The following is a 24,648-nucleotide window of genomic DNA, read 5'->3' on the forward strand; positions in this document are numbered from 1 at the left end:
AATCGGCTTTGGGTTCCTAAGGATATTGCGTTATAATCACATCATGTTAATAGATCAGCCGAATTTCGTAACGAAAATGGGGGAACCATTTAATTGGGGTGAATTTCTCTGCTGTATAGCAGTGAATAGGGCGACCTGTGATATGCCCGAATCCGTCAGCTAACCTCGTAGGCTGCAGCACAGGAACCCAAACGCGTAAGGCATTGGATTTCCAGTGTCTTTTTTTCTTTGACTTTTTTTAAAGAGGTGAATATGTTGACTTCCAAATTATTTTGGCTCCGCTTGTCGCCGCCGCAGATTCTTGTTATGGGGTTCGGAGGAATTATCACGATTGGAACCTTGCTCCTAATGCTGCCGATTGCCAACACGACAGGGGAACCGCTGAACTTTATGGATGCCTTATTCACTGCGACATCCGCGACCTGTGTTACCGGTCTTGTGGTGGTGGATACGGGGACATTCTTCAGTTCATTCGGACAGGTAGTCATCATGCTACTGATACAGATAGGCGGTTTGGGTTTCATGACCATGGCCACGCTATTTGCGCTTGCATTAAAGCGCCGTATTTCATTAAAAGATCGTCTTGTCCTGCAGGAAGCGATGAATCAGTCATCGATGGAGGGGATCGTCCGACTGATCCGCAGGGTTCTGCTGTATTCCTTGGTGATTGAAGCTAGTGGAGCACTACTACTGACCCTTCGCTGGGCATTTGATATGCCTTTCGGGAAAGCTTTGTACTACGGAATATTTCATGCAGTAACGATGTTTAATAATGCGGGATTTGATCTGTTCGGTCATTTTGGAAGCTTGACCGGGTACGTGTATGATCCATTAGTCAATTTTGTAGTTATGTTCTTGATCGTATCCGGAGGAATTGGATTTATTGTCATGGCTGATCTGGTTGATTATAAAAAAAACCGCAGGCTGTCATTGCATTCCAAGGTGGTTTTGTCCATGACAGGCGCGCTTATTTTGATAGGGGCAGTTGTCATATTCATATTTGAATTCACGAATCCAAAAACATTAGGATCGCTGAATTGGGGTGGAAAAATTCTTGGCTCCTTCTTTCAATCGGTCACACCGAGAACGGCAGGAGCTAATACGCTCGATATAACCGGTTTGCGTCAGGCCACACAGTTTTTCATGGTTATTCTGATGTTTATCGGAGCTTCCCCGGGATCAACGGGGGGCGGGATTAAAACGACGACATTCACGATGATGATCGCTGCCGTTATAGCAATGATGCGGGGGCGGGATGAGATTGTGCTATTCCGGTACCGGCTGGTTCAGGAACGGGTTCTTAAAGCGCTGACCATTACGCTGCTTGCACTGCTACTGGTGATATCGGTATCGATGATTCTGTCAACGACAGAGGACAGTAGTTTCCTCTCTATACTGTTCGAGGCAACGTCCGCATTCGGCACCGTGGGGCTGACCATGGGATTAACACCCCACTTGTCATTATTCGGAAAGCTTCTGATCAGCATTACGATGTTTGCGGGGCGTCTTGGGCCTCTAACGCTTGCATATGCTTTAGGCCCTAAAAAGGGTAAGGAATTGTATCGTCATCCAGAAGGAAAAATGATTATTGGATAAGGAGATTGGCAGAGAAATGAAACCAAAGCAGTTTGCGGTAATAGGGCTAGGGCGATTCGGATCAAGTCTGGCGCTTGAACTGATGGATTTAGGTTATGAGGTACTCGGAATCGACCGGGATGAAGAAGTGGTCGAGGACATGAGTGAGTTCCTCACCCATACCGTAGTTGCCGATGCGACGGATGAAGAAGTACTCAAGTCACTCGGAATACGGAACTTTGATTGCGGCATTGTAGCAATAGGTGACGAGATCCAGACGAGTATTTTGGCGGCAATTATTCTGAAGGAATTGGGTGTAGCCACAGTCGTTGCCAAGGCAATATCCGTATTGCACGGCCGGGCGTTGGAAAAACTGGGTGTTGATCGGGTTATTTTTCCGGAGAGAGATATGGGAATACGAGTTGCGCATCAACTTGTTACGCCGAATCTTCTGGATTACATCGAACTGTCCAAGGACTACCGGATCGTGGAAATGACGGTGACGGACTGCATGGATGGCAAGACACTTAATGAACTGAATACCCGTGTCCGTTACGGGATCAGTGTTGTGGCATTGAATCAACGTTCGGGTGTGATAGTGGCCCCGACGGCGATGGATATTTTGCGTGCAGGCGATATTATGGTTGTTATAGGAGCAAAAGAGAACATCGATCGCTTTGAGGGCGAAGTCGTAAATATGTAGAAACGAAGGATTTATCTATCTATATTCAATAGCCGGTATATCATCGGCATATAAAGCCAATAACCTGACGTATTTCTCTCGGTCAGGTTATTGGCTTTTGTCCTCTTCAAGCTTGCGGAACAATGTTTCAGTCTCGGCAATCCAACGACTGGCGGCATTGCTGAGCTCGGAGGGATTTCCATAAATGAGACTGGTCGTTCGCCGGGTCTCAATTAGAGCGGGAATGTGGATGTCAACAAGTCCGTTATCCGACAGCAGCTGAGGTCGGAGATAGGACTTGGGAAGGAGTGCGGCCGCTTTACAGGTGGGAATGAGACGCACAATCGCTTCGAAAGAGTCGATCTCCATGCGGATGTCCGGCATGATCCCCCAGCGGTGAAACAGATCATCGGTCAGCTTCCGGTACCAGGTACCTGTTGAGAAGATGATCATCGGCAAGCCTTGTAGCTGTTCGATTCCGACCTCTTGGCTCTCAGCCAAAGGATGTGAAATCGGCAGTACGAGTTCAAGATGATCGTCGAACAGCGGAATGCAGTTAAGGCCAGGCTGATTAATGGAAGAAGCAACGATGCCAACTTCCACTCTTTTGTCACGGACGGATGACACGATTTCATGTGTCTTGCCTGTGATTAGTTTAATCTCGGCTGTAGGATGACGTTCCATGAAGGCATTTATCAGCGGGGGCAGCGTAGTCTGAAGCGTTGTCAGGCTGGCTCCAAGTGAGATTGTAATCTGATCTTCCACACGATAATGTGCGAGTGTCTGCATGAATTTCAACTGCTGCTGGCGTTGTTCCAGAGCATAGGTGTAGGCAAGCTGACCGATAGAAGTAAGCTCCAGACGTTTTCCACGCCGATTAAAGAGCTGAACGCCAAGTTCGTCTTCGAGTTTGGCGATTTTGCGGGAAAGGGCAGGCTGGGAAAGGTTCAGCAGCTTGGAAGCTTTGTTTAAGCTTGACTGCTCAACGACGACTGCGAACACGTCCAATTCTTCGAACAATATTTTTCACATCCTAAATGAATAGCTTATGCGTATAAATTATAACGATTAATAATTATATTGCAATTCCATTATAAGAGAAAAAGGAGTAACATGAAATATGACACAAGATGTTCACAGAATAAACGAAATGCGGGACATTTTGTCGTTGAATGCGTTTAACGCGTAGATAGTATGTGGTTGATGAATTATGATGAGACTTAATGAAAACGCTACACATTGGAAAGGGGAACGTCAACTTATGAAAGGGTATTATTCCAGAAAGCTGCATTCTTTGCTTGGTATCATACCGCTTGGAGCCTTCTTGCTCACTCATATGATCACCAACTTTAAGGCTTTTGATAGTGGAAAGGAAGGCTTTGATAAAGGTGTCCAATTTATTAACGGCCTACCGCTCATATTTTTCCTGGAGCTGCTCCTGATTTGGCTGCCGCTTCTGTATCACGGCGTTTACGGTTTGTACATCGCCTATCAAGCAAATAACAACATCGGCAACTACAACTTTGAGCGGAACATTCGCTTTACTTTGCAGCGGATTACCGGCGTTATTACGTTTGTATTTATCATCTGGCATATGTACGATACACGTTTTCAGATCGCTCTTGGCAAGATCACACACGATGAGTTAGGTGCAGTTATGCATGGTATTGTTAACACTCCAATCCTGTTTGTACTGTATGTGATCGGGGTTATCTCGGCAACTTTCCACTTCGCGAACGGACTGTGGGCATTCCTCGTTAGCTGGGGTATTACGGTTGGTCCGCGTGCGCAGCGTGTATCCTCATACATCTGCATGGGTTTGTTCGTTCTTATGAGTGTATTGTTTATTCTTGCCTTGACCGCATTCAAGAACTCCGAGTTCGAGGCGGCGACAGCTTTTATTGATGTGTTTAAAACAGTTTTGAGCTAAGGGGAGTGAACAGAAATGGCATCTAACATTATTGTGGTGGGCGGTGGATTAGCTGGTTTGATGGCGACCATCAAGGCAGCTGAAGCTGGAGCTCACGTTCATTTATTCTCACTGGTACCTGTTAAACGTTCCCACTCCGTGTGCGCACAGGGCGGTATTAACGGAGCCGTTAACACAAAAGGGGAAGGCGACTCTCCTTGGGAACATTTTGATGATAGCGTATACGGCGGTGACTTTTTGGCAAACCAGCCACCAGTTAAAGCGATGTGTGATGCAGCACCAGGCATTATTCATCTGATGGACCGGATGGGGGTTATGTTTAACCGGACGCCGGAAGGGCTGCTCGATTTCCGTCGATTTGGTGGTACGAAACATCACCGTACAGCATATGCAGGTGCTACGACAGGCCAGCAGCTTCTGTACGCGCTTGATGAGCAGGTTCGACGCTGGGAAACAGCTGGTCTAGTAACTAAGTACGAGAATTGGGAGTTCCTGAACGCTGTTATTGATGATGAAGGCGTATGCCGCGGTATTTCAGCTCAAGACCTGCGTTCGATGGAAATCCGTACATTTCCGGGCGACGCGGTTATTCTGGCGAGTGGTGGCCCAGGTATTGTTTTTGGTAAGACGACGAATTCCGTTATTAACACCGGTACTGCAGCGAGCGCTGTGTATCAGCAAGGTGTGCATTACGCGAACGGAGAATTCATTCAGATCCATCCGACAGCAATCCCGGGCGATGATAAGCTGCGCCTCATGTCTGAATCCGCGCGTGGTGAAGGCGGCCGCATCTGGACGTATAAGGACGGGAAACCTTGGTACTTCCTTGAAGAGAAGTATCCTGCTTATGGTAACCTGGTGCCGCGGGATATTGCGACACGGGAAATATTTAACGTTTGCGTCGATCAGGGACTAGGAATTAACGGAGAGAACATGGTGTATCTGGATCTTTCCCACAAAGACCCTAAGGAACTCGACGTAAAACTCGGCGGCATTATCGAAATTTATGAGAAGTTTATGGGTGATGACCCGCGTAAGATTCCTATGAAAATCTTCCCGGGAGTCCATTACTCCATGGGCGGTATGTGGGTTGATTACAATCAGATGACGAATATTCCTGGCTTGTTTGCTGCCGGAGAATGTGAGTACCAATATCACGGTGCCAATCGATTGGGTGCTAACTCTCTCGTATCCGCCATCTATGGCGGTATGGTAGCCGGACCGAAAGCAATTGAGTATGTTAAAGGATTGAAAAAATCGTCTCAGGATGTTTCGTCCGCTATTTTTGATCGGGCTGCGAAAGAGCAATCAGCTAAATTCGATGGCCTCTTGAAAATGCAAGGAACAGAGAACGCTTATGTACTGCATAAAGAGCTGGGCGAATGGATGACCAACAATATGACCGTTGTTCGCTACAATGACAAGCTGGAAGCGACAATTGGCAAGATTAAAGAGCTGAAGCAGCGTTATAAAAAAATCAACATGACGGATACTTCCCGCTGGAACAACCAGGGGGCGGCGTTTACCCGGCAGTTGTGGAACATGCTTGAGCTTGCTGAGGCGATGACTCTTGGAGCGCTTCTGCGTAACGAGAGCCGTGGAGCTCACTACAAGCCTGACTTCCCAGATCGTAATGACGAGGAGTTTTTGAAGACAACGAAAGCGACCTGGACACCGGACGGACCACAGATTTCGTATGAAGAAGTGGATGTTTCCTTGATCCCACCACGTATTCGCGACTATTCGAAAGAAAAGTAAGAAGGGGGATTTGACAATGGCTCAAACCACAGCAGCCTCGAAGAACGTCAAATTTTTAATTACCCGCCAGGACAGCCCGGAGACGAAAGCCTACACTGAGGAATTCGAACTTCCGTACCGCCCCGGCATGAACGTAATTAGTGCATTGATGGAAATTCAGCGTAATCCGAAAAATGCTCAAGGTCAGTCGACTACTCCGGTATGTTGGGATTCCAACTGCCTCGAGGAAGTTTGCGGTGCATGCTCCATGGTAATTAACGGCAAGCCGCGTCAGGCTTGTGCTGCGCTCATCGATAAGCTGGAACAGCCGATTCGAATTCAACCGATGAAGACTTTTCCGGTCGTGCGCGATCTGATTATTGACCGCAGCCGGATGTTTACGGCGCTTAAGAAGGTCAAAGCCTGGATTCCGATTGACGGCACCTATGATCTCGGTCCTGGACCGCGGATGCCTGAGAAGAAACGCCAGTGGGCTTATGAGCTGTCTAAATGTATGACATGCGGTGTATGCCTTGAGGCATGCCCGAACGTCAACGAGAAGACTGATTTTATCGGTCCGGCAGCCATCTCGCAAGTTCGTCTCTTTAACACCCATCCAACAGGCGAGATGAACAAGGAAGAACGCCTGGATGCACTGATGGAGGACGGAGGCATTGAAGGATGCGGTAACTCGCAAAACTGTGTACGTTCCTGTCCTAAAGGCATTCCATTGACAACATCCATTGCCGAGATGAATAAAGATACGACCAAACATCTGTTCAAACGCTGGTTGGGTGTATAGGAACACTGATGATTATGAAGAGCATTTGTCCACTGGTGGAAAGAGGACAAGTGCTCTTTTTTCGTACGAAATGTTATATTAGGACTTTATCGATTAAGTTTTGAACGAGGAGAGAAAATCATGATTGTTGAAAAACCAGTGACTATTGAAGAAATCGCGAATGATCTAAGAAGTCTTGGAGTTAAACCCGGTATGACGCTATTGGTTCACTCTTCTTTAAAGAGTGTGGGAGGATGGATTGTTGGTGGGGCAGAAGCAGTCATTATGGCCTTGGAGGAGGTGCTGGGGGATGAAGGAACATTGGTTATGCCAACGCAGTCCGCTAACTTGACCGACCCATCTACATGGAGGAATCCTCCCGCAGACCCCAAGTGGTGGCAGCTGATTCGGGATTCCATGCCGCCCTATGATAAAAATTTCACGCTCACAACAGGTATGGGTCAAATTCCAGAAACGTTCCGGAGACAGTCGGATGTTCTTAGGAGCGCCCATCCACATGTATCTTTTGCGGCAAGAGGTAAAAATGCGGAGGCTGTCACACAATCACATCCACTGTCTGACAGTTTGGGGGAACATTCGCCTCTTGCTAAGCTTTATGAACTGGGAGCTTATGTGTTAATGCTTGGAACGAGCTATGAGAATAATACATCCTTTCATCTGGCGGAGTATCGGGGAACTTGGCAAGGAAAGCAGAAAATAACAGCAAATGCTCCGGTAAGAAGAGAAGGCGGCAGAACGGTATGGGAGGAATTCAGCGACATCAATTTTGATTCGGATGATTTTGAACAAGCAGGGGCTGATTTTGAACGCGATTGTCCTGATGGCTATACCCGGGGGAGCGTGCATAACAGCACCTGTGTACTTGCACAGCAGCGCATCATGGTTGATTATGCTGTGAAGTGGATAGAGGCGAATCGGAAGGCATGATATAAATACTCATATAATCTAGCAGTGAAAGTTGTATAAAGTGCGACTTTATTCCGTGATCCAGCGATGAAGAACAGATTGTTGCATGCAATACAACAATAGGGGATAGAAAATCAGTTATTTACCTCTTCCCAAATGGGATTGTTGTAGAATCTACAACAATATCAGCGGGCTCGAGCATTTTGCTCGCCCAATGTTGTATAACATACAAAATTACTAATCACTTATATCATGTTTGATCATAGTAGCAACCCATTGAGACGTTAGATATATCAATAAATTTATCAAGCGTACTTGTAACCTAATCAATTTAATAATCGTCAAGCACTAACTTTGGTGACGAGGCAAAAAAGAAACCCTTCCTTTGGCAAAATGGAAGTAACGAGCTACCACATTGCGAAGGAAAAGGTTTCTCCATTCAATATATCATGATCTGCTTGGCGATCAGCTCGGACACCCAATCGTTTAAGGCTTCATCAGTTTACGCAGCAGATTCAGCCCATTCTTGCCGGGATAGCGGAAAGAAAAGTCGAACATATTCGTCTGTCGCAGGACACTTTTCATATGTGAGAAGGTTTGAAAGCTGTGTTCGCCGTGATAGGCGCCTATTCCACTTTCACCCACGCCTCCGAATGGAAGGTGAGGCGTAGCCAGATGCATAAGTGTATCATTAACACATCCTCCGCCGAAGGAAATGTTGGACAGAATTTTGTTCTGAACACCAGAGTCCTTGCTAAACAGATAAAGGGCAAGCGGCTTGGGTCTAGCATTGACCGCGGCAATCACTTCATCCAGATGATCGTAAGTTAATATAGGGAAAATCGGGCCGAATATTTCTTCCTGCATGACCGGCATGTCCCAAGTGATATCATCCAGTAGGGTAGGTTCAATAAGCAGCTTGCCTGCATCACTTTTGCCACCATGACGGATGGATCCGTTATTCAGGAAATCAGAGAGACGATGAAAATGCTTCTCTGATACGATCTGGCCATAATCCGAATTAGAAAGGGGAGAATCGCCGTAAAAATCGGTGATCGCTTCCCTCATATGGCCCAAAAGCTGTTCCTTTACACTGTGATGCACCAACAGGTAATCTGGAGCAATACAGGTCTGTCCCGCGTTGGTAAATTTACCGAATATGATACGCTTTGCGGTCAGTTCCAGCGGGGCATCTTCATGAACGATGCAAGGGCTTTTGCCGCCAAGCTCCAATGTGACAGGAATGAGATTTTTGGCGGCTGCCTGCATGACGATTTTGCCGACTTGGGTACTGCCTGTGAAAAAAATATAATCCATCGGTTGTTCCAGCAAACGGGTACTCGTATCCGGGCCGCCTTCTACAACCGCTACATACTGCTCAGGGAAGGTCTCCTTGATAAGAGACGTGATAACACCGGAAACGGTAGGTGTCAGCTCTGATGGTTTAATAATGGCTGTGTTGCCTGCTGCCAATGCCCCGATCAGCGGAGCCATAGCGAGCTGCCAAGGATAATTCCATGGAGCGATTATAAGAACGGTACCGTACGGCTCAGGGTGAATTTTTCCCCGGCTTCCGACGTGTGTCAGTGCGGTTTTTACCCGACGGGGTTTTGCCCATTTGCGGATATTTTTTATAACGTAGGACAGCTCTTTATATACAATACCGATTTCAGTTGTGAATGCTTCCTGCTCACTCTTATTTAAATCCTTACGCAGCGCGCTTATAACCTCTTCTTCCTTCGCAATTAAAGCACTGCGCAGTTTGTTTAACTGCTCGATGCGGAAACTTACATCCCTGGATGCTCCTGATTTGAAAAAACGGCGATGGTCTAGAACTAATTCTTCAATAGAATCGTTAACGATCATAGGTGAACGAACTCCTCTCTCTACCATATGTAAAACCTATGGTTAATGATGCTCTCTAATAGATTATAAAGGAGACTGCTCCAAAATGAAAAATGATCCGGACCTCACGGAAGTTTCGGAACAAAAGGTCGGAGACAAGCCTCCTTACACCTTAACCCGGCGGCAGTTTCTAAAGCTGGGTACATCTGTCCTGATTGGAGCGGGACTTGCAGCTGGGGGCTACGCTTCGCTGCTAGAGCCCAAAATGCTCGAGGTCAATAGGATTACGCTGCATCAGAAACGGCTGCCAGAAGCTTTTGACGGGATGAAAATTGCTCATTTCAGCGACCTTCATCTAGGGTTTCAGACGGATGCCAAAGATGTGAAAAAAATAGTGAGTGCCATCAACCGGGAACGTCCTGATCTGATCTGTTTTACTGGTGATATGGTAGACGGTTCGGTTGATGCCATGGTAGAAGCTGTCGATCCGTTTTCTGCGTTAAAGGCACCTCTGGGTGTGCTGTCCATTGTGGGGAACCATGATTTTGACGATGTGAGACGGCTCATTTCGCTTCAGGAAAAAGCGGGGTTTACCGTGCTGCGCAACGAACATGTGCTACTGAAACGAAATGGAGGGCGTATGGCTGTCGCCGGGTTGGATGACCAGTTGATAGGATCTCCTGATCCAGATAAGGCGCTAAAGGGAATCCCGGAGAAGATGTACACCTTGCTCATGATGCACGAGCCAGATTATGCCGATTGGGTAGCCCAGTATCGCTTTGATCTGCAGCTGTCTGGTCACAGTCATGGTGGGCAGATCCGTTTGCCATGGGTCGGGGAGGTTATTACACCCCCAGGCTCCAAAAAGTACGTTATGGGATTGTATACGACAGGAGACTCACATATGCCACTCTATGTAAACAGAGGGATCGGAACGACCCGGCTGCCTTTCCGGTTTCTGTGTAAGCCGGAGCTTACAATCTTGACTTTGAGAAAAGGTAGGATATAACCTAAGAAGGAAGTATTAGGATAATATATGAGTTGCATTTTGCAAGTTCTAATTTTTGTTACACAATTGAAATATACCTGTTATCAAACTCTAACAGCAGCAGGGTACACTTATCACATGACCCCCTTTTGAGAATATATATCTTGTTAGGACCCGGATTTCCGGGTCCTCTTTTTTTTTTTTGTGTTATACAAAACGGAAGGACGACCAGAGCCTCTAATTAAAGAGGCACGGTCACCTTCCGCTTCTGCTTGTAATATACCCACTCTGTAAAACCGATATCTTTCAGTACGGCAGCAACTTCTTCGAAATCTTCCCCTACCCTGGAAGGCTTATGGGCGTCTGATCCAAATGTAACCTCGACACCATGGTAATGTGCCCGTTCTAATATTTCATTGGAAGGATACCAGCCACCGCACATTTTTGTTTTGCCTGAGGTGTTGATCTCAATAGCGACTCCACATTCCGCAATCACCTTAAGGGTCTCTTCTAGTGCATCTTCAGTCACAATGTCCGTAAACGATGGATAGTTACCTTTCATAGCATCGATATGTCCAAGAATCTGGAACATGCCGCTCTGAGCCGATTGACGAATGAGTGAGAAATACGCCTCTTTTTCGGCTATCTTTTGCTTTGGCGTAAATCCTTTCCAACGATTCTTGTTGAAAATACTGACACCGCTCACCTGATGGACAGAACCGATGATGTAATCGAAAGGGTAGAGGGAAAGGGCCTGAAGGTATGTTTCTGCATGTTCAGGGAAAAAATCCGATTCAATTCCCAGAAGCACATCGATTTTCCCCTCGTACTCTTGCTTCAATTGAAGAACTTCGTTCACATAATTGGTGATCTCAGCTTTGCCCATGGCAATGAAAGGAAAGGGCTGTTCTTCTGGGCTCCCGAAATAAGGTGTGTGGTCTGATATACCAATGACCTTAAGGCCGGCGCTAATTGCCGCCTCAACGTATTCTCTGATGTTACCGTCTGCGTGTCCGCAGCGGAAATGGTGAGTGTGCAGATCGAATTTCATGATGTCCTCCTTAAGAGATAGTTGAAATGCTCATTCGCTGCTGATGAATTGGGTTTCCGGCATCCCCTTCAAATCACTGATAAATTGACGCATAGCCGAACTGACGTATCTTCCGCTTTTATAAATGAGACCAACGGGATGGCTGACTTCCAGTTCCGTAAGTGGAACGATTTGAAGCGTTCCATTCCGAAGCTCTGGAGACACGGATTGCTTAGATATAATGGCCGCGCCGAGATTGATCTCGACCATCCGCTTAATCTCCTCGCTGCTTGACAGCTCCATGACAACTTGAGGATTGACTCCATGTGATTTCATGACATCATCGGCAAATCTGCGACCCACAGTATCCTGAGTCAGCAGGATTAAAGGAGTCTGACCGAGCACTTCGATACCCGCTTTTCTTGATTTGGCCAGTGGATGCTGTGGAGATACGACCAATTCAAAGGAGTCATAGAACAGAATGGAAGAGTTTACGTTAGGGTTCCGTTCGATAAGGTATCCGATTCCGATGTCGATCAGGTTGTTCTCAACGCTGTGATAAATTTGCGAAGAGGCCATAGACTGAATCGTTGTTTTGATATGTGGAAACTGATCCTGAAAATAAGACAGCACTCTTGGCAAAATCTGAATCGCAATCGATGTTGTGGTGCCGAGCCGGATATGCCCTTGAGGGGTCTGGTCCAAGTCGGACAACCTTTGCTTCAGTTCGTCTACGATTCTGAGGATATGTTCTGCGTGTTCTACGAACACCTGACCCCGGTCCGTCAGCGTTACAGGCTGACTGCGGTCAACAAGCACGGTTTTGAATTCATCTTCGAGGCTTTTGATTTGGGCCGAAACGGCTGGCTGGGTCAAATTAAGCAATTCCCCCGCTTTTCGAAAGCTCATTGTTTTGGAGATGGTGATGAGTGTTTCCAATTGGCTAATATTCATAACCGTCCTCCTGACCTGATTTCATTATTCCGTGCCTTCCAAGCGTGTAAACTAATTAATTTAAATTATAGGTGATTATGAATATTGGGGCAATGTGAAGCCGCTAATCTTCCGGTTTCTATGGCAACGGGGTGCTCTAATTATATTTTCTAATATTTAATTGTAAAATGTGAGGGATAAAAACCGATAATATAAAAGACTGATATTTTAGGACTACGACTAAAGGCCTTACTTTTTATCGGTATTTATCTACAAGGTGCCGGATTTTTAGTTATTTACACAGTCCTTGATTGTTAATTTATGATGATTTATTGCAGGGTATCCATTATAATGACTTTAACTAATATTTGGGACTTTGGGACCCTGACCATCAACCCAGTGAAAGGGGATAAATCGGGAATGAAAGCGGAAGTCATCAATCCTTTTTTAGAATCCGCATGTCACGTCATTGAGCAGGTCATACAGGTTTCACCTTCCACGGGCAATCTCGGGGTTAAGGAGATTTCGTTAATCGATAATCATATATGGATTCAGATTGGCATGACGGGTCAAATGAGCGGTGATATTGTGTTTGGACTGCAGGAGCAAGTTGCCCTGCGTATGGTTTCTGTAATGATGGGCGGATATATACTGACGGAAATGGACGAGATGGGGCAAAGTGCGATTTCGGAACTTGGTAACATGATCAGCGGCAATGCGAGCACGATTTTATCCAATCAAGGGGTAAATGTGGACATCACTCCTCCAAAGGTCATTAGATCGGTGAATGTAACTCAGTTTGCCCGAAAAAAAGCATTGAGTATTCCACTTATAATGGACGGGATTGGCGAACTGGATATTCAAGTCATGATTTCTTAAAATAGAGTAATCATAGCAGTCCTTCCTAAACGGCCAAGAAGTTGCAAATGTTCACCCGTCGGACTGTAGAGAGGAAGATATCATGCTTGAGAACAAAGTGATTGTTGTTACGGGAGCATCCAGCGGCATTGGTGCGATTACTGCAGAGATGTTGTCAAATGAAGGGGCTTATGTTGTTCTTGCAGGCCGGTCGGAAGAACGTTTGAAAGAGGTCGGCAGCCGAATGAAAGGTCCTTATGAGCTGGTGTTGCTCGACGTGCGGGATGCAGAACAGGTAAAGATTGTATTTGATCAGATCCATCAAAAGCACGGCAGAGTGGATGTTCTTCTGAATAATGCCGGTTACGGAATTTTTGAGTCGTTTACGGACACCTCACAGGAACAGTTTGAAGATATGATGAATGTAAATTATATGGGAATTGTTCGATGTACGCAGGCTGTTCTGCCCGGTATGCTGCAGCGAAAGAGTGGACAAATCGTTAATGTTGCTTCGATGGCCGGAAAGATCGGTACAGCTAAGTCAACAGCCTACTCGGCAACCAAGCACGCGGTTCTCGGTTTAACGAATTCACTGCGCCAAGAGCTTCGGGGTACGGGAATTACCGTCTCAGCGGTAAACCCGGGGCCGATTGATACACCGTTTTTTTCACTCGCCGATCCGAGCGGTGGTTATGTGAAAAACGTAGGCTGGTTTATGATGAAGGCGGAATATGTTTCCCGGCGCATTGTCAAGCTGATACATAAAGACAAGGAAGAGGTTGATCTTCCGCGTCTGGCTGGTGTCGGTATAAGACTTTATCATCTGTTTCCGCGCCTAGCGGATCGATTGTCTTACCGGTGGATGAACAAAAAATAACGATAAAATCTTCTGTTAGCGATGGGGCCGGCTCTTTGAGAGTCGGTTTTTTCAAATTTAATGGAGAGATGGAATATAAAGTTTGAGCATCATTTGGTGGGAACTTCCGTTTTAGCATATAATGAAACATGAGTGAACAAGACTCAAAGATAAAGGATGGACGAACCTATGACTTCTACTACATTTATGACACTCGGCATTGCCGAGGATTTGGCCACCCGCTTGGGTGAGTTTGGAATACATACGCCTTCTCCGGTGCAGGCTGAGGCGATTCCACAAGTGCTGGAGGGAAAAGACGTTCTGGCAACTTCCCAGACAGGAACCGGCAAGACCTTAGCGTATTTGCTGCCTGTACTGCAGAGCATTGATCCCGATAGCAAAGCCCTTCAGAAAGTCATTCTGGCGCCGACCCAGGAGCTTGCGATCCAGATTATGCGGGAGGGCGAGCGTTACGGGGAACAGAGAGGCATTGGTGTGCTTGGTCTTATTGGGGGAGCATCGGCAAAACGTCAGCTGGAAAAGCTGAAGCTGCATCCTCAGCTGATCGTAGGTACGCCGGGCCGGGTACGCGAGCTGATTGAAATTAAAAAGCTCAAAATGCATGCCGTCACCACCATCGTCATAGACGAAGTGGACCAGGTATTTAACCTCGGAGCGGCAGGCGACGTGGAACGGATCTTGCGTAGCGCAATGCGCGACCGGCAGCTCGTCTTTCTATCGGCTACCGTCAGTCCTGAAACGGCTGCACTGGTTAAGCGGGAAATGGACCAACCGATCGAGATCGGTATCGATCCTGAACTACGGACACCTTCAGCACTGGAACACTACTATTTTGTGAGCGAAGACCGGGACCGGATCGATATGGTACGGCGCGTTGTCCGCCATTATAAACCAGAGCGGGCCATTGTGTTTGTGAACGCAACGGCTGATCTTGGCGAAGTTGAGGCCAAGCTGAATTTTTCGGGTCTTAATGCTGCGGCTTTATATGGTGATGCGGATAAAATGACACGCAGCCGGGTGCTGAACGCATTCCGCGAAGGCCGCACACAGCTGCTTGTAGCGAGTGATGTGGCGGCAAGGGGACTTGATATCGAGGGTCTCGGAATGGTCATTAATTATGATCCTCCGATAGACTCAGAGCATTACACTCACCGTGCAGGTCGGACCGGACGGATGGGGCGCAGCGGTATGGTCATCTCCATCGTAACCGATCGGCAAACGTTTATTATGCGTAAATTTAACCGTGAGTTGGGTATTTCGATTGAGGAAAAGGCGATGTTCGGCGGTAAGGTGCGGTCTGCGAGGGTATCTGCTTCGGGTGTCGGACGTTCTCCTCGCGAAGGCTCTACTACTTCTAGAAAGACCGATACCCGGAGTTCAGTGGGTAAGGTCTCACAAGAACGGCAGAGTGAGCGGGAACGTGACCGGAAGAACAAGGGCGCTCCAAAATGGCTGAAGAACAAGCCTCCACGCGGATAACGGCTCTTCTCGAATGACAAGCAGGGCTGTTATTAGGAATTAGCCAATCCTTATACCAGTTAAGCGTGTATGTGAACGATATAATTTAATGAATGTCATTATCCAGTGCTTATCGACCTTGTCTGAGAGAGGCGCTGCTTAAAATGGGGTGAAGAGAAATGAAGGAGAATTCGGTATTGTCCGTCCAAGGATTAAGCGGAGGTTATAGCTTGAGCCGTCCTGTGCTTCATGAGATCTCTTTTAACGTCAAGCCAGGAGAAATGGTGGGGCTGATTGGACTGAACGGGGCGGGCAAGAGTACGACGATGAAACATATACTTGGGCTGATGAAATCGCAAAAAGGTGAGATCCGGGTCCAAGGTCAAACACGTGAAGAGAACGCCGAGGCTTATCATGATGCGCTGGCCTTTGTGCCGGAATCACCGCTTCTCTATGAGGAAATGACGGTAAGAGAGCATCTTGAGTTTACTGCGAGGTCCTACGGTGTTTCCCGTGAAGAGTACGAACAGCGTGCCGAACAGCTGTCCAGCATGTTCCGTATGGAGGAAAAGATGGACAGCTTGTCGGCCCATCTCTCTAAGGGGATGCGGCAAAAGGTCATGATTATGTGTGCCTTTGTCGCAAGACCATCACTATACATTATAGATGAGCCATTTTTGGGACTCGATCCGCTCGGTATCCGCTCGCTGCTTGACTTTATGCTTGAGCTTAAGGCAACAGGTTCTTCGGTGCTGCTCAGTTCACATATTTTGTCTACCATTGAGAATTATTGTGACCGATTTATCGTCTTGCACCAAGGAAAAATCATAGCGCAGGGAACGCTTCAGGAAGTGGCCCAGCAGGCCGGGAAACCCGGACTTCCTCTCGAAGAGCTGTTTTATGCTCTCATTCAAGGCGGGAATGGCGGATGAACCTACGGGAGTTATATGCCAAAAGACGAAGTCAATTCTGGGGTGAGGTTCTGCCTTATCTCGGATACGTCATTCAAAGTGGTGTAGCGGTTGTCTTTTTATTTGTGCTCATTGCCTTTGCGGCTTGGTACACTTCGTTAGTACAGAATATCCCACCGGAATTTCCAATAAGGTGGATTATGCTTGCTGTTCTGTTCCCGTTGACGGTAAATAGCAGTGTCCGGACTTATCTTCAACATGCGGATACCGTGTTTCTATTGCCACAGGATTCAAGAATGAATCAGTATTTTTCCAAGGGCTGGGTAGGAGGTAGCATATACAAAATAGCCGGACTGATCCTTGTGGTGCTCACCTTATGGCCGCTCTACATACGAAGTGATCTGTTTCATAAGCCGCTGATGGTTACCATCCTTGTGCTCATCGGTCTGAAACTTCTATCCAGTTATGGAAGCTGGAAGGAACTGAGCATGACCTCACGGGGTTCTGCTGCTGCTTACCGAGCGCTGAGGTGGGCTGTTATTGTGCTTACCATAGCATCATGGTTGTGGTATCCGAGTCTACGCAGTCTAATATTTATCATTCTGATCAGTGCTGTTTACTTTGCATCCTTAATGATCCCGGCGAAGCATTCGGTTGCCTGGGAGCGGCTCATTCAAGTGGAAAAAAGGCAAGCGGGCCGGGTTATGATGATACTGAGCTGGTTTGTTAATGTTCCACAGCGGGAACAACGGGTGTATGCCCGGAAATGGCTGTCCCGCTGGGGACGCGGAATTCCTTGGCGCAAGGATACGGCATATCGGTACTTGCTGGTCAAAAGCTTAGTCCGCAGTGATATCTTTGGCATTCTGATTCGTGTATGTGTTCTTGGAGGATTGCTTGTCTGGTGGACACGCGATAGCCTTGCCGCTAGTGCCGTTTATTTGGTCAGCTTGATGATAGCCGGTCTGCAGCTCTCAACTCTGCGGAAGCTTCATCATGAATCCTTTTGGTTATATGTATATCCTCTGCCTGAAGGCACTCGGCGGGTTAATGAGGTGAAGCTCGTATTCCAGGTACAGCTGTTATGGGCGGTGCTTATGTGGCTTCCCCTGCTTGCTTCACTTCCAGCGGCGCCGGGGCTCGTACTTGGTACGGGCGCCTGTGGGGTTATGGTCGTTATCTTGTTCCGTTTCGCAGCCATGAGAAAGGGGCGCAAGGAAGACGAAGACGACGATTTATAGATTTAAAAGAGGCAGTGTCTAACAACAAAGGGGCATCTCACAGGTCGACGTACCTTTTGAGATGCCCCTATTATGATGAGTTTTTTATGTTGTTGGTACACGGTATTGTATGTAGTCTGATGTCCGGGGTTATGGGCAACTGTATATTAAAAATAAGACCGGGAGATCCCGGTCTTACGTTGTTCATATATAGAGGTAGTTCTTAAGCTTGCTTCAGGTCTTGAATGCCTTTGTATACGAGGTCAAACAGGTCTTCCAGATGTTCCTCTTCGATACAGGAGAAGGCAATCCGCAGATCATGTTCGCCCAAGGCGATGGTTCCGACGCCATATTCATGAATCAGATGTGTGCGAAGCTCTTCGGCTGAAACGCTGTTCAGCTTAAGACACATGAAATATCCGGAGTTGAACGGGTAGTATTCCCATACATCGCCGTATTTGCCGCTATCGAGAAGAGATTTAACCTTGTTCGCGCGGCCTTTCATAATATTAAACTTCTCATGCTTCTGTTGTTCAAACTCTGGCGACTTCAGCGCATCAAGCACGAAGGTCTGGGAAGGATGGGAGCCGCTTGAGATTGTTGCGCGAATGATTCCGAGTGTTTTCTGTTCAAGGGCGGACAACACGTCTTTGTTTTCTCCTGCGTAAGTTATAAAACCAACACGGAAGCCCCATACGAATTCTTCTTTAGTTGCTCCGTCGATCTTCACTGCCAACACACGTGGATGAAGATCAGCGAGACGTCCAAAGAGAGATTCTTTAAGTGAATCTTCGAAGAACAGACCAAAGTACGCATCATCTGTTACGGCAACAACGTTGATACCGGCTTCAGCAGCTTCCTGGATAGCGGCAATGATCGCTTCGCCTTCTTCAGCCCCTGGCGTATATCCTGTCGGATTGTTCGGGAAGTTCAGTAGTACGATGGCTTTACCTTTGTCCTTCTGGCTCAGGAGCGCTTCGCGAAGGCCCGCAGCATTAAATTTCATGTCTTCTGTGAATAGAGGGTAGTTCACGGTAACACCATGACGACGGATGCCGAAGGTGAGCTCATAGTTCTCCCAGTTCTTATCCGGATATACGACCGCATCGCCTTCATTCACAAACAAGTCTGCAACGATGCTCAGTCCATGGGTTAGAGCGTTGGTAACAACAGGGTTACTGAAGCTTTTACCTTCAAGAGACGGATTTTCCTGAATCATCTTGTTTCGCCATACGGAACGCAGTTCAGGCTTTCCGGCAGGTGGGGCATAACTGTAAAGATCCTTCGGCTGAAAAGCCGATAGTTTATCTTGAATGACTCCCAAATGCATCGGGATTCCGCCTTCTGTGGCAATACCGATCGTGGCGTTATATTTTTTGGCATGACTTGACGCTTCCGCCGATTGACTCAGAATGCCTTCTTTAGGAAAATAAATTTCTCTTCCAAGATTAGACAGCATGTCATACACATGAGGACTTCCTGCTTTGATGCTTTCGTTCAATTGTCCAGCCAATGGGTTCATGAGTTGATTCCATCCTTCCGAATACTTTTGGTTAAGGTGCAGTATCTCTCATTTACGATTTCATTGCCTAATATTATATCACTTCACTGTGAAAGCGTCACGGAAAAGGTCATGCTTCAGGCGTGGAAGAATGGTATTTGCATATCAGCTCAGCTGTAAGGTTATCTCGGTTCTCATCACGGTTTTTCAGACCGTCCAGGACTTTGTCCATCCTGCGTTTTTTTAAGTTTTGTCCGAATTTGAACTTGGCCGACATCTTGGCTGGAACCAGCTTGATCAACGCAACACCCTTCAACTGTGGAACATAACGAGGATCTTCGGCGTTAATCGGATCATACCCTCCTTCAGGCTGAAGCTTGAGCATAAAAGCGCTCAGAGCCTTTGCTTTTTCCTCAAGGTCTTGTACAACAATGGCATCCCCGCTGGCGGTAACACTTTTGAAAAATGCGGTGGCCGGGCAGGCCATGTCGGGATTAGTGAAATATGACGGAATTAGCGCGTATTCATCCGCTACACTGAAACTGACTTTGGGATTTCGAAACAGGTGATCCATCTTCTCACCGGCCTGACTTCCATGAAAATAAAAAGCACCTTCCACAAACACAAAATTAAGAGGAGTGACTCGTGGGCAGCCGGATTCATCAACGGTACCGAGAAATCCAAAACTCATCTCCGCTAAAAATTGTTCAATCTCCTTCGGATCCTCGACCATAAACTCACTTCTTCGCATGATGATCAATCTCCCTCGTTTTTTAGATTTCATCCAGCATACGGGGAAGATTGACAAGAAAAAAGAGCCAATATAGATTAATTAAATTAGTCCATTTAACGACAGGAGAGGATAGAGATGGAGCTTGGTCTACCCATTGATTCCTATTTGGAGAAGTATCGATATAAATATTTGGCCTTATATCATGCTTTACGAGATGCGATTATAGGCGGTATGCTGCCGGAAGGCACAAGGCTTCCCGCCACACGTGAGCTTGCCCGCTTATATGGAATGTCGAGGGGGTCGGCTGCTCAAAGTTATGATATGCTGCTCGCCGAAGGTTACGTGAAAGCCATGACAGGCAGTGGTACTTACGTGGCAAGGGGAGCCTCACTTACAAACAAAGAGATCGATCCTATAAATAGTGGTCCGGTGTTATCCACTTGGGGACAGCGTGTGCTTTATATGATGTCATCCTCAGGTGGTCAGACTGAATCGAGTGTGGAAGAGTCAGCCACTTGTGATGAACTCATCACATTTACTGGAGAGCGGGTGGCTTCCGGAAATTTTCCGTATTCGGAGTGGAAGCGTTTTCTAGGTCACGCAGCCAATGAAGCAAAAGAGGGAATATCTCAGGAATCGTTCTCTGCCGGCCATATGGAACTCCGTCGGGCGATTGCCGGACATTTGAGATTTACCCGAGGAATTCAGGCGGATGCTGATCATATCGTTATTTTTAGTGGATCGATGCAGGGCATTGTCCTACTTTCTCAATTATTGATCAATTCGGGTGATCCCGTCGTCCTTGAAAATCCCGGATATCACGGGATAAAAAATGCTGTGCAATCTTGCGGCGGAATCATTGTGCCAGCGGAGGTGGATCGGTCAGGCCTAATTCCGGAGGACTGGAATGCAAGGCTATTATTCGTTACTCCGAGCCGTCAATATCCAACTGGAGCTGTACTGTCTTTAGAACGGCGTAGGGAACTGTTGAAATGGGCAAGGCTTCATCAAGCGATTATTATTGAGGATGATTACGATAGCGAATTTCGCTGGGGCGGTCGTCCAATGGAGCCGCTTAAAGCACTGGATGACGGAGGGCATGTGATCTATATTGGATCTTTTTCCAAGACAATGTTCCTCGGTTTGCGTCTTGGATACGCCGTTCTTCCAAAAGCGTTGGTGAAGCCGGTGATCGCCGCCAAGGCATTGTATGAGCCGGTGTCATCGGCACTGTTGGAGCAGCGCGCCTTGTCTCTTTTTATATCAAGGGGGGCCTACAGTCGTCATCTGCGCCGGATGACCCGGCTGTATGGAGGGCGACATCAGTTTTTTTGCAGTCAGATGAAAGAAAAGGCAACACATTTGTTTCAACTGGAACCGGGTGATGCAGGTTTGCATGTCTATGCAAAATGGCTTCACGATGGTGAGAGATATGAGCTTTTTAAGAAGGCCGCACGCAAGAGAGGCGTGGAATTCAGGGATGCGGCTGTATACCGGCTTTCCCCCAGTTCCCCGGCGATCCCGGCGGCATGCTTCGGATTCTCCCATCTGAATGAAGAACAAATCGAAAGAGGTGTATCCCGAATGGCTCTCGCATGGGAGGACATGCAAAAGTAAAAAAAAAGGAGTATCATGGTGATAGAGAGATAGATAACTTTGGAGAGACAAGGGGGAGTGACGTGATGCTGAACGCATCGCTGTCTTCATTTGTAATCAAGCCCGCCTTGGCCAAAATCGCCTGCGAACCGGGGTGGAAATGGCAAAAGCGCGAAAAGCCGATGCAAAATTACGACTTGTTTTACGTGTGGAGCGGGGAAGGGACCGTAGTGCTTAATGATAAGCCATTTGAGGTAGGGAAAGGAAGCTGCTTCCTGTTCTACCCTGGTGATCATACGAGTGCCACACATAACCCTCAGAAGCCGTTAGTTCTAACCTATATACATTTTGATATTACCGATCCTGTCAGCGAGGTGCCGGCGCCTTATCGGAGGCTGAACGAGACGATGGATTTTGAATATTTGCTTGCCAGATACGTTCGGCTGTACCTTGATCAACCTTACGGGGCAGAAGAAGAAGGGAAAATCATTTTAAAACAGCTGATGATCTACCTGCTCAGGGAAGACCGGGATACACCAGTGATCAAAAAAGCGAGCAATCATCTTACTGAAGCGATTCATGAGATTGCCAATTATGTTAGACTACATCCAGGTATACCGCACCGGGTCGAAGATCTGGCTGCACGAGCAGGGCTGTCTCCACGCTATTTTTCGATTAAGTTCAAGGAGCTTATCGGCACGCCGGTACAGTCATATATTATCAAAATGAGAATAGAGCGGGCCCAGCATTTATTACTCCACCAGGGAATGAATGTGACAGAGGTGGCGGATGCTCTCGGATATAGGGATATCTTCTTTTTCAGCCGCCAGTTCAAACAGTACACAGGGAGAAGTCCTTCTGAGGTTCGCTAAAGGAGGATAGATCTGGTTCACGGGGAAATTGTAAGGGGAATATTCTGAATAAGGTCTTGAAAAGACAGAGAGGGGGTACCGGCAATGAGCCAAAGAAGACGGATGCGCAGCCTAATTTCCAACTGCGGGGGCTGTGGTATTTTTAGAAACCGCTTGCGTCGGTTTAAGAATACGAAGCCTAAGCAGGATTTATGGTTCTAATTCATTCATAATACATTTCAGCACCTTCGTTATTTCCCGAGAGGAATGATCCTACCCGGCGAACATAGCGGGGTGCTTTTTTAAATATTAGATTTATATGTTTCACGTATGATGCCGAAGGCGTTTATTCTTGGTTAGTATGCTATTGAATCTACGTATGGCGGATACTAAGATAGATAGAACGTAGGGAAGCTTAGCATTGGAACAATCAAGGTCTGAAGGAGAGAACGAATGGGAAGCATGGGGGATTTTACAGGGAAAACAGCATTCGTCACAGGGGCTTCTAGCGGTTTTGGGCTTCTGATATGTCTTGAGCTGGCGGCGCAGGGATATCATGTGGCGGCAGGAATGCGAAGGCCTGAAGGCTCGGACAGATTGCTTAGTTTAGCAAGGGAAGCAGGATTGGAATCACGGATTCATGTGGTCACGCTGGATATATGTGAGCCGGAATTGGTAAAGAACGCTGTACTTGAAATTGAGAAGTTATGGGGGCGTTTGGATCTACTTGTGAACAATGCGGGTGAGGCCGTTGGCGGATTTGTAGAAGAAGTACCGCTTGAAGCATGGAGGAAACAGATGGATGTGAATTTTTTCGGAACCGTATCTGTGACACAAGCCGCTCTCCCGCTTATACGCAAAACAGGAAAAGGCAGAATCATTTTTATGAGTAGTATTAGCGGAGTAGTTGGATTTCCGGGTTATGGACCATATGCCTCCTCAAAGTTCGCTGTAGAAGGATTTGGTGAATGCCTCTCGCTGGAGCTTCAGCCGCTAGGAATCGATGTAGTGCTGATCGAACCTGGTGCGTATGGTACACCCATATGGAGTAAAGGTTTTAGCGATATTAGTGCACAAGAGGGATCTCCTTATAGGGCTATGCTGGATGATGTGCTGAATTTCTCAAAAGCAACCGCCGAAAGCAGCGGCGACCCTCGAGAGGTGGCCCATCTGGTGGGGGAAATCGCACGGATGAAATCTCCCCGATTCAGATATCGGCTACCGAAGGGCACACGTATGACATTTACAGCCAAGCTGCTGCTGCCTTACCGGATGTTCCAGCGCATCGTGTTGAAGACGCTGAGCAGGAAGTGCTGAAATTCAGGAGTTCTTGGCTGACGGCTTGTGAAGTAGGCCGAGGAGTTCTCCCATCTTGACCTTATCCCCGAGCTTTAGATCACCACGAGGTGTGAAGGTTCCGTTCTCCGTCAGCAGGACGACGGTAGAGCCGAATTCAAAGTAGGCAAGGTCATCGCCGTTGCGCCATTCATTCGCCTTCTCGTCGGTATAACGAATACTGCTGACATTCATAGCGCCAACCTTAACAACGGACACTTCACCGTGTTCATGTCTGATATATGTTATGAGTCTTTCGTTGCGGCTGAGCACATTTCGGATATTGGTCAGCGCAAAATCGTTTACCGGATACACCTTGCCCCGGAGATGCTCGCTTTCCGCTTTCTTACCTGTTACCGGAGAATGAATCCGGTGGTAGTCAGTAGGACTTAAGTAAAGTACGAACACATAGCCATTAAGATAGTTCCCCATCCGTGGAGAATGGTTCAGTAGTTCGTCGACGGTATAATCCTGGCCCTTTACGTTCAGAATGGTTCCCGCTTTGATGGGTCCCATGCCTGTGATGAGGGCGTCGACTGGGCTGGTCATTGCGCCCGCTGTTTCATCGATTTCGCGCATGCCCATTTTTAAACGGCGGGAAAAAAATTCGTTTAGCGAACGGTATTCATGTATTTCTTTTTCAGCCTCATGGGCGGGAATTTTGTATATTCGAATAAAAGTTGGTATGAGATAACGGCTCCATCTGCTGTGGGAAAAGCTACCCATGATGCGGGATACCCACTTTCGGGAGGAGAGTTCTGTCATCAGCTTCAGTAATTGTTTAGCCATGTAATTCTCCTTTGTGCTTGCATTAACAAATAGCGTTTTTGGATATATGCGCACTCTGCATTATATTGACATAGAATAGGGCCTAAAGCAA

General features: G+C 47.2%; 22 protein-coding genes and 1 riboswitch. Of the genes, 15 read left to right on the forward strand and 7 right to left on the reverse strand.

The window, feature by feature from the left end:
- Positions 1 to 46 precede the first annotated feature (46 nt).
- Positions 47 to 189: riboswitch (cyclic di-AMP (ydaO/yuaA leader) on the forward strand.
- Between the two features lie 63 nt (positions 190 to 252).
- Together AC2TF5_RS04385 and AC2TF5_RS04390 are read left to right on the forward strand one after the other, a co-directional pair.
- Positions 253 to 1,596, forward strand: a complete 1,344-nt coding sequence (locus tag AC2TF5_RS04385) for a TrkH family potassium uptake protein (protein WP_491301016.1) — start codon at positions 253 to 255, stop codon at positions 1,594 to 1,596.
- Between the two features lie 16 nt (positions 1,597 to 1,612).
- A complete protein-coding gene (locus tag AC2TF5_RS04390; RefSeq protein WP_491301017.1) occupies positions 1,613 to 2,278 on the forward strand; it encodes a potassium channel family protein in 666 nt (221 codons plus the stop codon).
- Positions 2,279 to 2,365: 87 nt separating this feature from the next.
- Here AC2TF5_RS04390 and AC2TF5_RS04395 read toward each other — a convergent pair whose 3' ends face one another.
- Positions 2,366 to 3,277: a LysR family transcriptional regulator gene (locus tag AC2TF5_RS04395; RefSeq protein ID WP_491301018.1), complete on the reverse strand. Its 912-nt coding sequence runs from the start codon at positions 3,275 to 3,277 to the stop codon at positions 2,366 to 2,368.
- A gap of 241 nt (positions 3,278 to 3,518) precedes the next feature.
- Here AC2TF5_RS04395 and AC2TF5_RS04400 point away from each other — a divergent pair, with 241 nt between their 5' ends.
- The 4 genes from AC2TF5_RS04400 (at position 3,519) to AC2TF5_RS04415 (ending at position 7,653) form a co-directional block, all read left to right on the forward strand.
- Positions 3,519 to 4,187 carry a succinate dehydrogenase cytochrome b558 subunit gene (locus tag AC2TF5_RS04400; protein WP_491301019.1) on the forward strand — a complete coding sequence of 223 codons (669 nt, stop codon included), beginning with the start codon at positions 3,519 to 3,521 and terminating at the stop codon, positions 4,185 to 4,187.
- 15 nt (positions 4,188 to 4,202) lie between these two features.
- Positions 4,203 to 5,945: a succinate dehydrogenase flavoprotein subunit gene (sdhA, locus tag AC2TF5_RS04405; RefSeq protein ID WP_491301020.1), complete on the forward strand. Its 1,743-nt coding sequence runs from the start codon at positions 4,203 to 4,205 to the stop codon at positions 5,943 to 5,945.
- 16 nt (positions 5,946 to 5,961) lie between these two features.
- On the forward strand, positions 5,962 to 6,726 hold the full coding sequence (gene sdhB, locus AC2TF5_RS04410) for a succinate dehydrogenase iron-sulfur subunit (RefSeq protein ID WP_491301021.1): 765 nt from the start codon (positions 5,962 to 5,964) through the stop codon (positions 6,724 to 6,726).
- A 120-nt stretch (positions 6,727 to 6,846) separates the two neighbouring features.
- The gene (locus AC2TF5_RS04415; protein ID WP_491301022.1) at positions 6,847 to 7,653 is read left to right on the forward strand and encodes an AAC(3) family N-acetyltransferase; all 807 of its coding nucleotides are present in this window, start codon (positions 6,847 to 6,849) and stop codon (positions 7,651 to 7,653) included.
- Between the two features lie 465 nt (positions 7,654 to 8,118).
- Here the strand turns inward: AC2TF5_RS04415 and AC2TF5_RS04420 are convergent, their stop codons facing one another.
- Positions 8,119 to 9,498 carry an aldehyde dehydrogenase gene (locus AC2TF5_RS04420; RefSeq protein WP_491301023.1) on the reverse strand — a complete coding sequence of 460 codons (1,380 nt, stop codon included), beginning with the start codon at positions 9,496 to 9,498 and terminating at the stop codon, positions 8,119 to 8,121.
- Positions 9,499 to 9,583: 85 nt separating this feature from the next.
- Between AC2TF5_RS04420 and AC2TF5_RS04425 the strand changes: the two genes are divergently transcribed.
- Positions 9,584 to 10,486 (forward strand): metallophosphoesterase, encoded by a 903-nt coding sequence (locus AC2TF5_RS04425; protein ID WP_491301024.1) that lies wholly within the window; start codon positions 9,584 to 9,586, stop codon positions 10,484 to 10,486.
- 220 nt (positions 10,487 to 10,706) lie between these two features.
- Here AC2TF5_RS04425 and AC2TF5_RS04430 read toward each other — a convergent pair whose 3' ends face one another.
- Together AC2TF5_RS04430 and AC2TF5_RS04435 are read right to left on the reverse strand one after the other, a co-directional pair.
- Positions 10,707 to 11,516, reverse strand: coding sequence for a histidinol-phosphatase (locus AC2TF5_RS04430; protein ID WP_491301025.1), 810 nt, complete (start codon positions 11,514 to 11,516; stop codon positions 10,707 to 10,709).
- A 30-nt stretch (positions 11,517 to 11,546) separates the two neighbouring features.
- Entirely contained in the window at positions 11,547 to 12,449 is a 903-nt protein-coding gene (locus AC2TF5_RS04435; RefSeq protein WP_491301026.1) for a LysR family transcriptional regulator, read from the reverse strand.
- Between the two features lie 399 nt (positions 12,450 to 12,848).
- On the opposite strand from AC2TF5_RS04435, the gene AC2TF5_RS04440 reads away from it, so the two are divergent.
- From AC2TF5_RS04440 to AC2TF5_RS04460, 5 genes are all read left to right on the forward strand, one after another.
- A complete protein-coding gene (locus tag AC2TF5_RS04440; RefSeq protein ID WP_491302805.1) occupies positions 12,849 to 13,307 on the forward strand; it encodes a chemotaxis protein CheX in 459 nt (152 codons plus the stop codon).
- Between the two features lie 82 nt (positions 13,308 to 13,389).
- A complete protein-coding gene (locus AC2TF5_RS04445; protein ID WP_491301027.1) occupies positions 13,390 to 14,163 on the forward strand; it encodes an SDR family NAD(P)-dependent oxidoreductase in 774 nt (257 codons plus the stop codon).
- 168 nt (positions 14,164 to 14,331) lie between these two features.
- Positions 14,332 to 15,642 carry a DEAD/DEAH box helicase gene (locus AC2TF5_RS04450; RefSeq protein ID WP_491301028.1) on the forward strand — a complete coding sequence of 437 codons (1,311 nt, stop codon included), beginning with the start codon at positions 14,332 to 14,334 and terminating at the stop codon, positions 15,640 to 15,642.
- A 158-nt stretch (positions 15,643 to 15,800) separates the two neighbouring features.
- Entirely contained in the window at positions 15,801 to 16,553 is a 753-nt protein-coding gene (locus AC2TF5_RS04455) for an ABC transporter ATP-binding protein (protein ID WP_491301029.1), read from the forward strand.
- The gene (locus AC2TF5_RS04460; RefSeq protein ID WP_491301030.1) at positions 16,550 to 17,773 is read left to right on the forward strand and encodes an ABC transporter permease; all 1,224 of its coding nucleotides are present in this window, start codon (positions 16,550 to 16,552) and stop codon (positions 17,771 to 17,773) included. Before AC2TF5_RS04455 ends, AC2TF5_RS04460 begins: the two co-directional genes overlap by 4 nt.
- 202 nt (positions 17,774 to 17,975) lie before the next feature.
- On the opposite strand, the gene AC2TF5_RS04465 is transcribed toward AC2TF5_RS04460, so the two are convergent.
- Positions 17,976 to 19,274: an aminotransferase class I/II-fold pyridoxal phosphate-dependent enzyme gene (locus tag AC2TF5_RS04465; RefSeq protein WP_491301031.1), complete on the reverse strand. Its 1,299-nt coding sequence runs from the start codon at positions 19,272 to 19,274 to the stop codon at positions 17,976 to 17,978.
- A 109-nt stretch (positions 19,275 to 19,383) separates the two neighbouring features.
- Positions 19,384 to 20,004: a pyridoxamine 5'-phosphate oxidase family protein gene (locus AC2TF5_RS04470; RefSeq protein ID WP_491301032.1), complete on the reverse strand. Its 621-nt coding sequence runs from the start codon at positions 20,002 to 20,004 to the stop codon at positions 19,384 to 19,386.
- Positions 20,005 to 20,121: 117 nt separating this feature from the next.
- Here AC2TF5_RS04470 and pdxR point away from each other — a divergent pair, with 117 nt between their 5' ends.
- From pdxR to AC2TF5_RS04485, 3 genes are all read left to right on the forward strand, one after another.
- A complete protein-coding gene (gene pdxR / locus AC2TF5_RS04475) occupies positions 20,122 to 21,603 on the forward strand; it encodes a MocR-like pyridoxine biosynthesis transcription factor PdxR (protein ID WP_491301033.1) in 1,482 nt (493 codons plus the stop codon).
- A 65-nt stretch (positions 21,604 to 21,668) separates the two neighbouring features.
- Entirely contained in the window at positions 21,669 to 22,454 is a 786-nt protein-coding gene (locus tag AC2TF5_RS04480) for a helix-turn-helix domain-containing protein (RefSeq protein WP_491301034.1), read from the forward strand.
- Positions 22,455 to 22,886: 432 nt separating this feature from the next.
- On the forward strand, positions 22,887 to 23,750 hold the full coding sequence (locus AC2TF5_RS04485; protein ID WP_491301035.1) for an SDR family oxidoreductase: 864 nt from the start codon (positions 22,887 to 22,889) through the stop codon (positions 23,748 to 23,750).
- Between the two features lie 3 nt (positions 23,751 to 23,753).
- On the opposite strand, the gene asd is transcribed toward AC2TF5_RS04485, so the two are convergent.
- Complete coding sequence (gene asd, locus AC2TF5_RS04490; RefSeq protein ID WP_491301036.1) at positions 23,754 to 24,557, reverse strand: archaetidylserine decarboxylase; 804 nt, start codon at positions 24,555 to 24,557, stop codon at positions 23,754 to 23,756.
- Positions 24,558 to 24,648: the final 91 nt, after the last annotated feature.

Source organism: Paenibacillus sp. JNUCC 34 (genome assembly GCF_058269055.1).